Below are 413 nucleotides of genomic sequence, written 5' to 3' on the forward strand. Positions count from 1 at the left end.
TCGCCACCGGCGTGCATCGCACCACCAGCTTTCGCTGGCGCCACCGGTTCGCACCCGGCGCTGCGCGCCACCGCCCGGCTATCCTGTCGGCAATCGTCGAGGCCGACGAAACCTACCGGCTGGAATCGCAGAAGGGATCGCGCAGCCTGACGCGCCCGCCGAGAAAGCGCGGTGGCGCTGCCCGTCGGCGCGGCATCAACCGCGAGCATGATTGCCTGCTGGTGGCGCGTGACCGCAGTGGCGCGACGCTGGATTTTCATACGGGACGGGGTCCCGTGACCGCGCCGCAACTACGCAGCTGCCTGCGGCCGGTGCTGGCCCACGACGGGCTGCTCATCAGCGATGGCGCCGCAGCTTATGTCCGGTTTGCCGCCGACGCCGGGATCACGCACGAGCCCGTCAATGTCCGGGCT

Annotated in this window: 1 protein-coding gene; it reads left to right on the forward strand. The window is 70.2% G+C overall.

Features of this window, described 5'->3' with window-relative positions; translation table 11 throughout:
* A partial coding sequence (locus tag NX780_RS25130) for an IS1595 family transposase (RefSeq protein ID WP_258830620.1) occupies positions 1-413 on the forward strand: 413 nt, incomplete at both ends.

It is taken from the genome of Massilia agri, assembly GCF_024753255.1.
Taxonomy (GTDB): Bacteria; Pseudomonadota; Gammaproteobacteria; order Burkholderiales; family Burkholderiaceae_D; genus Telluria; species Telluria agri.